Raw genomic sequence first — 245 nt, forward strand, 5'->3', positions numbered from 1 at the left:
GACGGCAAAACGGCCCAATCCGACAAATGGATCTGGGTCACCCGGGGCGGCCCGCCGGGCCAGCCCACGGTGCTGTTCGAGTACGATCCCTCACGGGCGGGCAGTGTGCCCGTGCGCCTGCTCGATGACTTCAATGGCATCCTGCAAGCCGATGGCTACTCCGGCTACGGGAAGGTGTGTCGGGACAACGACATCACCCGGATCGGGTGCTGGGACCATGCCCGTCGCAAGTTCGTCGAGGCCTC

General features: G+C 65.7%; 1 protein-coding gene. It reads left to right on the forward strand.

The window, feature by feature from the left end:
- Positions 1–245, forward strand: a 245-nt coding sequence (locus AC1RQI_RS17430; protein WP_481905866.1) for an IS66 family transposase, incomplete at both ends; no start/stop codon positions are given.

It is taken from the genome of Salicola sp. AFF1 (assembly GCF_056783195.1).